General features: G+C 74.0%; 10 protein-coding genes. 4 read left to right on the plus strand and 6 right to left on the minus strand.

Annotated features, from left to right (window positions below):
- The 4 genes from DVA66_RS12480 to dapC form a co-directional block, all read left to right on the plus strand.
- Nucleotides 1-281 (plus strand): flavin reductase family protein (locus tag DVA66_RS12480; protein ID WP_198671717.1); only part of this gene is annotated, 281 nt, incomplete at its 5' end.
- The gene (locus tag DVA66_RS12485; RefSeq protein ID WP_114560384.1) at nt 278-1,999 is read left to right on the plus strand and encodes a VanW family protein; all 1,722 of its coding nucleotides are present in this window, start codon (nt 278-280) and stop codon (nt 1,997-1,999) included. The genes DVA66_RS12480 and DVA66_RS12485, both read left to right, overlap by 4 nt.
- A gap of 109 nt (nt 2,000-2,108) precedes the next feature.
- Complete coding sequence (gene fdxA, locus DVA66_RS12490; protein WP_114127587.1) at nt 2,109-2,435, plus strand: ferredoxin; 327 nt, start codon at nt 2,109-2,111, stop codon at nt 2,433-2,435.
- Nucleotides 2,436-2,502: 67 nt separating this feature from the next.
- Complete coding sequence (gene dapC, locus DVA66_RS12495) at nt 2,503-3,630, plus strand: succinyldiaminopimelate transaminase (RefSeq protein WP_114560385.1); 1,128 nt, start codon at nt 2,503-2,505, stop codon at nt 3,628-3,630.
- A gap of 24 nt (nt 3,631-3,654) precedes the next feature.
- Here dapC and DVA66_RS12500 read toward each other — a convergent pair whose 3' ends face one another.
- From DVA66_RS12500 to DVA66_RS12525, 6 genes are all read right to left on the minus strand, one after another.
- The gene (locus tag DVA66_RS12500) at nt 3,655-4,686 is read right to left on the minus strand and encodes a LacI family DNA-binding transcriptional regulator (RefSeq protein WP_114560386.1); all 1,032 of its coding nucleotides are present in this window, start codon (nt 4,684-4,686) and stop codon (nt 3,655-3,657) included.
- An 86-nt stretch (nt 4,687-4,772) separates the two neighbouring features.
- The gene (locus DVA66_RS12505) at nt 4,773-5,567 is read right to left on the minus strand and encodes an enoyl-CoA hydratase/isomerase family protein (protein WP_114560387.1); all 795 of its coding nucleotides are present in this window, start codon (nt 5,565-5,567) and stop codon (nt 4,773-4,775) included.
- The gene (locus DVA66_RS12510) at nt 5,564-6,715 is read right to left on the minus strand and encodes an ABC transporter substrate-binding protein (RefSeq protein ID WP_114560388.1); all 1,152 of its coding nucleotides are present in this window, start codon (nt 6,713-6,715) and stop codon (nt 5,564-5,566) included. Before DVA66_RS12510 ends, DVA66_RS12505 begins: the two co-directional genes overlap by 4 nt.
- Nucleotides 6,712-7,944, minus strand: a complete 1,233-nt coding sequence (locus DVA66_RS12515) for a CaiB/BaiF CoA transferase family protein (protein WP_114560389.1) — start codon at nt 7,942-7,944, stop codon at nt 6,712-6,714. Before DVA66_RS12515 ends, DVA66_RS12510 begins: the two co-directional genes overlap by 4 nt.
- Entirely contained in the window at nt 7,941-9,113 is a 1,173-nt protein-coding gene (locus DVA66_RS12520) for an aldose 1-epimerase family protein (RefSeq protein WP_198671718.1), read from the minus strand. The genes DVA66_RS12515 and DVA66_RS12520 overlap by 4 nt, the downstream gene beginning before the upstream one ends.
- A partial coding sequence (locus DVA66_RS12525; RefSeq protein ID WP_157973979.1) for an SDR family NAD(P)-dependent oxidoreductase occupies nt 9,110-9,811 on the minus strand: 702 nt, incomplete at its 5' end. The genes DVA66_RS12520 and DVA66_RS12525, both read right to left, overlap by 4 nt.

Below are 9,811 nucleotides of genomic sequence, written 5' to 3' on the forward strand. Positions count from 1 at the left end.
CGCCCGTCCTCGACGGCGCGCTGACCTGGCTGGAGTGCCGCACCGAGCACGTCACCCCGGCCGGGGACCACTCCCTGGTGCTCGGCCGGGTGCTGGCCACCGCCGGCACCGAGACCGACGCGCCCGCCCTCGTCTACCACCGCCGCCGCTTCCTCGACCTGACCGGCGCGACGGGGTGGGGCCGCGCAACCGGTGCCGACGGAGGGCGTGACGTACCATCGACCAGTCCACGTCCGGGCGCGCCGCGGCACGCCACCGACCCACGAGGCTCATCGCATTGACCAGCACCGACTCCTCCCGGCCCCGGCGCAGCCGCGCCCTCGTCCCCGTGGTGGCGGTCGCCACGGTGCTGCTGGTCCTCGGCGGGATCTACGTCGCCGGGTACCTGCTCGCCGGTGACCGGGTCCCGCGCAACGCCACCGTGGCGGGGGTCGCGATCGGCGGCCTGAGCCGGGCCGAGGCGGTCAGCACCCTGCAGCGCGAGCTCGCCGACGAGGCGGGCGCGCCACTGACGGTGTCGGCCGACGGGGCCACCCGCGAGATCGTGCCGGCCGAGGCGGGTCTGGCGCTGGACGCCGAGGCCTCGGTCGAGGCGGCCGGGGCCGGACGCTCGTGGAACCCGCTGCACATCTGGCAGGTGCTCACCGGCGGCGGCGCCCAGCGCCCGCTGGCCACCGTCGACGAGGAGGCGCTCACCCAGGCGGTGGACGCCTACGCCGAGGCCGTGGAGGGCGAGCCGAAGAACGCCACCCTCGGCTACGACGGGACGGCCGTGGAGGTCGGGAAGGGCAGCTCCGGGATCACCATCGACCGGGAGGCCACCGCCACCGCGCTCAGCCAGACCTATCTCCGGGGCACCGCCGTCGCGGCCGCCGCCACGGTGACGCCGCCGGAGGTCACCACCGAGGAGGCCGAGCAGGTGGCCGAGAAGGTCGCCGAGCCGGCCGTCAGCGACGACGTCACGGTCCGGGCCGGCGACGCCGGGGAGTTCGAGGTCAGCCCCGAGGCCATCGCCGGTGCCACCACCTTCGAGATCGCCGACGGCACCTACGTCGCCCGCTACGACGCCGAGAAGCTCCGCGAGGGCAGCGAGAAGGCGATCGACGAGCTCGACATCACCGAGCCCCGGGACGCCTACTGGACGCTGCGGGGCGGGCGACCCCAGCTGGTCGAGGCCGTCGACGGCACCACCGTCGACGCGGAGAAGCTGCTCGCCGCGGTCGAGCCGGTGCTCACCCGCCAGGGCGGAGACCGCACCACCAGCGTCGAGCTGACCCCCGACAAGGCCGACTTCACCACCGATGAGGCGAAGAAGGCGCAGGTCACCGAGGTGGTCGGGCAGTTCACCACCAGCTACGACCACGCCGACTACCGCAACACCAACCTCGGCGAGGTGGCCGAACGGGTCGACAACCACTGGCTCGCCCCGGGCGAGACCTTCTCGATGAACGACGTGGTGGGGGAGCGGACCGCGGCCAACGGCTTCGTCGACGGCTACGTCATCCAGGGCGGGGTGCTGAAGAAGGAGTCCGGCGGCGGGGTGTCCCAGGCGGCCACCACCATCTTCAACGCCGCCTTCTTCGCCGGCCTGGAGGACGTCGAGCACCACCCGCACACGCTCTACTTCGACCGCTACCCGGCCGGGCGCGAGGCCACCGTCTACTACGGCTCGCTCGACCTGCAGTTCAAGAACAACACCTCCTACGGCGTCATCATCGAGGCCGACCGCAAGAAGAGCGCACCGGGCAGCAAGGGCTCGCTGACGGTGAAGATCTGGTCGACCAAGGTCTGGGACGAGGTGCGCAGCCCGGATGCGGAGAAGACCAACTTCACCAGCGGCCGCGAGCTGACCAAGAGCGGGCCGAGCTGCGAGTACCAGGCCCCCATCCAGGGCTTCGACGCGACCTACTACCGGGCCTTCATCAAGGACGGCAAGGAGGTCAAGCGTGAGAACTACTTCTGGCGCTACAGCCCCGGCGACGAGATCAAGTGCGAGTGACAGCAGGTGACCCTTCGCTGCGAGGCGGAGGTCGAGCCGACATACTGGACCAGGTCTCCCGCCCGCGGGCGAGGACGGCCGAGAGCACGCACAGCTAAGGAGAAGGAACGTGACGTACGTCATCGCGCAGCCCTGTGTGGACCTCAAGGACCGGGCCTGCGTCGAGGAGTGTCCCGTGGACTGCATCTACGAGGGCAACCGGATGCTGTACATCCACCCCGAGGAGTGCGTCGACTGCGGCGCCTGCGAGCCGGTCTGCCCGGTCGAGGCCATCTTCTACGAGGACGACGTCCCCGAGGAGTGGCAGGAGTACTACGACGCCAACGTCAAGTTCTTCGACGGTCTCGGCATGCCCGGTGGTGCGGCCAAGATGGGCCCGATCGACAAGGACCACGAGCTGATCAAGGCCCTCCCGCCGCAGGAGCATGACGAGTGACCGACGCATCGGCAGGGACGGGCCCCAGGGCCCTGAGCCTGTCGAAGGGCCTCGGGCCGGCTGACGCGTGAACGGCGCCCTGCCCGACTTCCCCTGGGACACCCTGGCGGAGGCCGCCCAGCGCGCCCGGGCCCACCCGGACGGGCTGGTCGACCTCTCCGTCGGCACCCCGGTGGACCCGACGCCGCAGCTCGCGCAGCGGGTGCTGGCCGCGGCCGCCGACGCCCCGGGCTACCCGCAGACCGCGGGTACGCCGGAGCTGCGGCGGGCGATGGCCGCCTGGCTGACCCGCCGGTGGGGCGCGGTCGACCTGACCCCCGACGCCTGCCTGCCGGTGATCGGCACCAAGGAGCTGGTCGGCTGGCTGCCCACCCTGCTCGGCCTGGGTGCCGACGACGTCGTGGTGTTCCCGCGGGCGGCCTATCCGACCTACCGGGTCGGTGCCCTGGTGGCCGGTGCCCGGGCGGTGGCCGCCGACGACCCCGACGACCTCGACCCGGGGCTGGGGCGCGTCCGGCTGGTCTGGGTGAACTCCCCGTCCAACCCCACCGGTGAGGTGCTCGGCGCCGACCGGCTGCGGGCCTGGGTGCGCTGGTGCCGCGAGCACGGTGCCGTGCTGGCCTCCGACGAGTGCTACGGCGAGCTGGGCTGGGAGGCTGAGCCGGTCTCGGTGCTCGACCCGGCGGTGTCCGGTGGCTCCTCCGACGGCCTGCTCGCGCTGCACTCGCTGTCCAAGCGCTCGAACCTGGCCGGCTACCGGGCCGGGTTCGTGGCCGGTGACGCCGCCCTGGTCGCCGGGCTGCTGGCCGTCCGGAAGCACCTCGGCATGATCATGCCCGCCCCGGTGCAGGCGGCGATGACCGCGCTGCTGGACGACGACGAGGAGATCACGGCCCAGCGCGAGCGCTACCGGCGTCGCCGCGCCCTGCTGCGTCCCGCGCTGGAGGCGGCCGGCTACCGGCTCGACCACTCCACCGCCGGGCTCTACCTGTGGGCCACCCGCGGCGAGGACGCCCGCACCACGGTGGACCGGCTCGCCGACCTCGGCATCCTCGTCGCCCCGGGCGACTTCTACGGCGAGCCCGAGGTGACCGGCCAGCACGTCCGGATCGCGCTCACCGCGACCGACGAGCGCATCGCCGCCGCCGCGCACCGGCTCACCGCCACGGCGGACGCGACGGCTCCGACCGGCTGACCACCCTGCCGACCGGTCAGCCCGTCAGGCGCTCTCCCGCACGATCACCGAGTAGCCGAGGTCGAGACGCCGGGGCTCCCAGCCCGGAGCGGCCATGCTCTCGAGCAGGACCTCCCCGGCGCGCCGGCCCAGCTCGCCCGGGTGCACCGCGACCGTCGTCAGCCGCGGGACGAGGTGCTGGCCGATCTCGAAGTCGCCGAACCCGGTGATGCCCAGCCGGCCCGGCACGTCGATGCCGCGACGGTGGCAGTCCAGCAGCGCCCCGGTGGCGAAGACGTCGCTGGAGAACAGCAGCACGTCGGTCTCGGGGTGGCGGCGGAGCACGGTCTGCAGCAGCTGCCGGCCGACCTCGTGGCTGATCGCGGAGTCGCCGGAGTCGACCATCCGCACCGGCTCCTCGCCCAGCAGCCGGGGCACCGTCGCCTCGAAGCTCCGCCGGCGCTCCCGGGCCCGGGAGTCGCCCGGTCGCATCGCGCCGGCGAAGGTGGGGTGGCGGTAGCCACGGCGCACCAGCACCTCCAGCAGCTCGGCCACGGCGTCGGCGTTGGAGTAGCCGACCAGGCTGTCCACCGGGTCGTCGGTGAGGTCCCAGGTCTCCACCACCGGGACGCCCGCGCTGCGCAGCAACCGCGACGTCGCCTCGGTGTGGGTGGTGCCGACCACGAAGAACCCGTCGGGACGCCGCCCCAGCAGCGCGCGGACCACCTCCTCCTCCCGCTCGGCGGAGTAGCCGGTGCTGCCGATCAGCAGCTGGTAGCCCGCGACGCTGAGCACCTCCTCCAGGGCCGCCACCGCGTCGCCGAAGACCGAGGCCGAGATGGACGGGAGCACCACCGCGACGACCATGCTCCGGTTCGAGGCGAGGTTGCTGGCGGCGAGGTTGGGCACGTAGCCGGTGCTGCGGATGGCCTCCCGGACGCGGTCCAGGGTCGCGGTGGAGACCAGCTCGGGCGTGCGCACCGCCCGGGAGACGGTCTGGGCCGACACCCCGGCAGCGGCGGCGACGTCGGCCAGCGTCGCCGTCCCGGTCGCGCGGCGGCGGGGGGTGGTGGTCACGGTCGGGTCCGGACCGCGCGGTGGTCGCCGGGCACCGCCCGGGCCGGCTGCGCGGTCACGGTCCTGCTGGTCGGCATCGCATCTCCTCAGCGGCGGTGGAACACGGCGGGGCGGCGCTCGGCGAAGGCCCGGCGGCCCTCGGCGGCGTCCTCGGTGGCGAAGCAGACGGTCTGCAGGTCGCGCTCGTAGGCGATGGCCTGGTCCTGCGGCATCGAGAACGCGGCTCGCAGGTTGGCCTTGGCGGTCTCGGCGGCGATCGGGGGCCGGGAGGCGATGGTGGCGGCCAGCTGCTGGGCACGGTCGAGCAGCTGCTCGGGCTCGACCACCTCGGTGACCAGCCCCCAGGCCAGGGCCCGCTCGGCGTCGACCGGATCGCCGGTCATCAGCATCCAGGCGGCGTTGCTGGCCCCGATCGAGGTGGCGAGCAGGGTCGACATGCCACCGCCGCCCACCCAGCCCAGCTTGATCTCCGGTGCGGCGAAGGTGGCCTGGCTCGACGCGAGCCGGATGTCGCAGCTCAGCGCCGTCTCCAGACCGCCGCCGAAGGCGTAGCCGTTGACCGCGGCCACCACCGGCTTGCGCAGGGCCCGCACCGCGTCGCAGTAGTCCGAGCGGTTGCGGAACTCCCAGGGGGTGGCGTAGGCGTCCAGCTGGGAGATGTCGGATCCGGCGCTGAAGGCCCGCGTGCCCGCCCCGGTGAGCACCACGGCCCGGACGTCGTCGCAGTCGTTGGCCCACTCCACCGCGGTGACCAGGTCGGCGGCCATCGCCGGGGTGACGGCGTTGAGCTTGGCGGGGCGGTTGATCACCACCGTGGCGACGGCCTGCTCGACCTCGAGCAGGACCTCCTCGGTGCGCAGCCGGGGGGCGAGAGCGGTCATCGTGCGGTCTCCTGGGGTGTGGGCAGGTGCTGGCGGTAGAGGGCGTCGAGCCGGGTGAGGGTCGCCGCGGCGTCGGTGCCAGGGGTGGTGAGGGCATCGCGCAGCAGGGCCGAGCCGGCGTCCTGGAACCCGATCCACCCGCGGTGGCGAGGTCGCACCCAGGCGTGGTCCATCGTGCGGCGGGTGCGCCGGTAGAAGCCGTCGGTGGCGGCGTCCAGACGGGGGTCGTCCCAGGCGGCCCGGAGGCTGGGCTGCCCGCTGTGGTCGGGAACCAGACCACGCTGCCACGGCTCCGAGACCAGGGCGGTCAGGTGCTCCAGCAGGTCCGGGGTGGACGCCGTCCGGCCGGTGAGGGCCACCCCGGTGCCGCCCAGCGTGGAGCCGACCGGTCCGCCCGGGTAGGCGGTGGGGGCGTCGGCGTAGCGGACGTGGTGACCGGGCCCGGAGTAGCCGACGTAGCCGTACACCAGCGGCACGCAGGCCAGGTCGCCGCCGCGGTCCATCCGCTCCAGCAGGGCGATCGGGTTCTGCTCGGAGGTGCCGGCCGGGGCGGTGCGGGCGAGCTCCTGCAGGACGGCGAACGCCTCGGCACCGGCCCCGGGCTCCACGAAGCGGTCGGGGTCGGTGGCCGGCGGACGGCCCAGCGCGACGCAGAGGGCGGCGAAGCCCAGCAGGGCGTGCGGACCAGCCAGGGCGGGCGCGACCGGCATCCGCCGGGCCAGCCGCAGCACCTCCTCCCAGGTGCCGGGTGGCTGCTCGACGCGGTCCGGTCGGCAGGCGAGGACTTGGGTGGCGGCGTCCAGCGGCAGCGCCCAGAGCGACCCGTCGAGGCGGTAGGACGCGAGGCTGGGCCCGACCACCTCCCGTTCCAGCGCGGCGAGGACGCCGGCGGGCAGCAACGGGTCGAGCGGGAGCAGGTGCCCCGCGGCGACCGCCTCGCCCAGGTGCGGGTGGTCCAGCACCAGCAGGTCGTGGTCCGCGGCCAGCTGGGCGACCGGCGTCGACTCGAAGCCCTCCAGGGGTTGGGTCTCCCAGCGGATCCGGATCCCGGCACCGTCCCGCTCCAGCCGGCGGGCCGCCTCGACCAGCGCGTCCCGGCCCCGCGGGTGGTCCCAGGTGAGACCGTGGTAGGTCAGCGGCCCGCTCACCGGCTGGTCACCGGCTCCAGCTCCTCGGCCGCGACCACCCCGCGGCGCAGCGCGTCCTCGACCTGGTCCGGCGTCAGCCCGAGCTCGAGCAGCAGCTCGCGGGTGTGCTGGCCGGTCAGCGGGGCACCCCGTTCGATGCGGGCCGGCGTCCGGGCGAAGCGGTAGGGGAAGCCCGGCACCTTGACCCGGCCCTCGGTCGGGTGGTCGTACTCGACGAAGGTGCCGTTGTGCACGACCTGCGGGTCCTCGACCAGCCGCGCGTAGTCGTAGACCGGGGCCGCCCAGATGCCGTGCGCGGCGAAGTCGGCCAGCCACTCCTCGGTGCTGCGGGTGCGCAACCGGTCGGCGGTGGCGGCGAACACCTCGTCCCGGTGGCTCCAGCCGTGCACCTCGTCATCCATCGCGCACAGCTCGGGCGCCCCGATCACCTCACCCAGCGTGCGCAGCGACGGCATCGCCAGGGCGAGGTAGCCGTCGGTCGTGGCGAACGTGCCGTAGGGGGAGCGGATGTAGACGTGGGCGTTCGGCTGGCTGCCGCGCCGCTGCGGCACGCCGCCCACGGTGAAGACGGAGAGCTCCTGCATCTGCAGGGTGGTGATGGCATCCAGCATGTTGACCGTGACCAGCTGGCCCTCACCGGTCCGCTCGCGGTGCAGCAGCGCGGCCAGCACCCCCTCGAAGGCGGTGCTGGCGGTGACCGCGTCCACCAGGTACTGCCCGGCGGCCTGCGGCGCTTCCCCGGCCCGGCCGGTGGAGAGCATCGCCCCGCTCATCGCCTGCAGCAGCAGGTCCTGGCCGGGCCGGTCGCGGTAGGGCCCGTCCTCGCCGTAGCCGGAGATCGACACGTAGACCAGCCTCGGGTTGATCGCCGCGAGGGTCTCGTAGTCCACTCCCAGGCGCTGCGCCACCCCGGGACGGTAGTTCTGCAGGAAGACGTCGGCGCCGCGGACCAGCTCGACCAGCAGCTCCTTGCCCTCGGGGTTCTTCAGGTCGACCGCGATCGAGCGCTTGTTGCGGTTCAGCGACAGGAACGAGACGTTCACGCGGTTGCCGACCGCCCCGCCGGCGGGCGCGTGGCGCTGCCACTCACCGCCGGTCGGCTCGACCTTCACTACGTCGGCACCGAGGTCGCCGAGACGCTGCGCCGCGAAGGGGCCCGCCATCGCGATCGAGCAGTCGAGCACGCGGTAGCCGGACAGGATCTGGGCGGGGGCCTCGGTGGCGGTCATCGGTCGTCCTCTGGGTGCTGGGGGCCGGCGGTGCCGGCGCGGGTGATGGCCTGGCGGACGGCGGCGGTCTTGGCGGCGTCGGTGAGGAGCCGGATCGTCGTCTGGTAGCTGCGGCTCTCGCCGTGCTCCAGCCAGGTCATCGAACCGTCCTGCCGTGCCGCCTCGTCGCCCTGCACGTGGTGGGTGGAGGGCTCCAGCCCGACGGCGTACTGGCCCTCGCGCAGGTTGAGCCACTCGAAGAAGCAGGGCATCGACGCGGCCTCCCAGCTCACCTCGACCCCGCTGGCGCCGTCGGCTGCGACCAGCGCCACCCGGTGCCGGCCGTCGGGGCCCGGGACCAGCTCGTGCTCCCACACCTGCTCCACCAGACCCCGGCCCGGTGCGGCCAGCACCGTGGGGGACAGCCCTTGCTCGGCGACCGAGTCCGAGGCCCACCGGTGCCCGGTGGAGCTGGTCAGCACCTCGGTGCCCTCCTCGACCAGCGGCCACCCGAGGTTGAGGTGGTAGAGGTACATGTGCGGAGTGGGCTCGAAGCCGAGGTTGTCGACGACGTCGTGCAGCCGCAGCTCGGTGCCGTCGACGTCCATCTCGACCGTGCGCCGCAGCCGGAGGTGCTCACCGAAGGAGGTGGCCTGGACGACCTCGCCGCGCACCCGCAGCAGACCCACGTCCCAGTCCTCGCTGACCTCGACCAGCCGTCCGGGGATGCCGGTGAGCCGCCCGTGCAGACCGTGCCGCACGGTGGGCTTCGGCGGGTAGCGGTACTGGCTGGCGTCGACCTCGCCGCCGAAGAGGGTGTGGTCGAGCCCGGCCGTGACCAGCAGGCCGTCCAGCGACCGCAGCCAGGACAGCCCGTCCTCGTCGTCGTTCTCGTGCAGACCGGGGTGGCGGAAGCCGTTGCCCGAGCGCCAGCCGAAGGGGACGCCGCGGAAGCGGGCGCTGCCGAGGTCGAGCGCGCGGTCCACCAGCACCTCCACCTCCAGCCCGGCGGCGCTGCGCAGCTCGACGGCACGCACCCCGCGCTCGACGCCGTCGCCGAGGACGACCTGCCGGGCGCCGGCGACGGCGGCCAGGTCACCGGTGCGCCGCCGCAGCTCGGGCACGGTGAGGGACCCCGAGGGCGTGCGCACCCGGCGGCCGACGGGCGGGGTGGGGGTGTGGTCGCTCACTGCATGATCCATCCGCCGTCGACGTTGAGGGTCTGCCCGGTCAGGAACGAGGCGTCCGGACCGAGCAGGAAGGCCACCACGGCCGCCAGCTCGTCGGGCGTGCCCCGACGTTTGAGGGCCTGGTGGTCGAGCACGAACTGCTGGTAGCGCCCGGGGTCCTCGTGGATCTCCTCCGCGGCGGTGGGGAAGGCGCCGGGGGAGACCGCGTTGACGCGCAGCCCGTCCGGGCCGAGCTCGCGGGCCAGGGCCCGGGTCAGCGAGACCGCGGCGCCCTTGGTGCTGACGTAGCTGGCCAGGTCGGTCCAACCGCCGTGCCAGGTGATCGAGGCGACGTTGACGATGGCGCCCTGCCCGCGGGGGCGCATCAGCCGGGCCGCGGCCTGGGCGGTGACGAAGTAGCCGCGCTGGTTCACCGCGACCACGTCGTCGTACTCGTCCAGCGGGATCTCGAGGAAGGGACGGCTGGGGTAGACGGCCGCGTTGTTGACCAGCGCGCCGAGCGGCGACAGCTCGGACTCGACACGCTCCAGCGCGGCGACGGTGGCGGCTGCGTCGCGGAGGTCGACGGGGACGGGCAGGGCCGCCGCGCCGGCCTCGCCGAGCTCGGCGGAGGTGCGGTCGAGGCCGGCGCCCGGCAGGTCGAGGGCCGCCACGGCGTAGCCCTCCCGGGCCAGCCGCAGGGCGATGGCGCGGCCCAG

This window comes from Desertihabitans aurantiacus (assembly GCF_003344635.1).
GTDB lineage: Bacteria > Actinomycetota > Actinomycetes > Propionibacteriales > Propionibacteriaceae > Desertihabitans > Desertihabitans aurantiacus.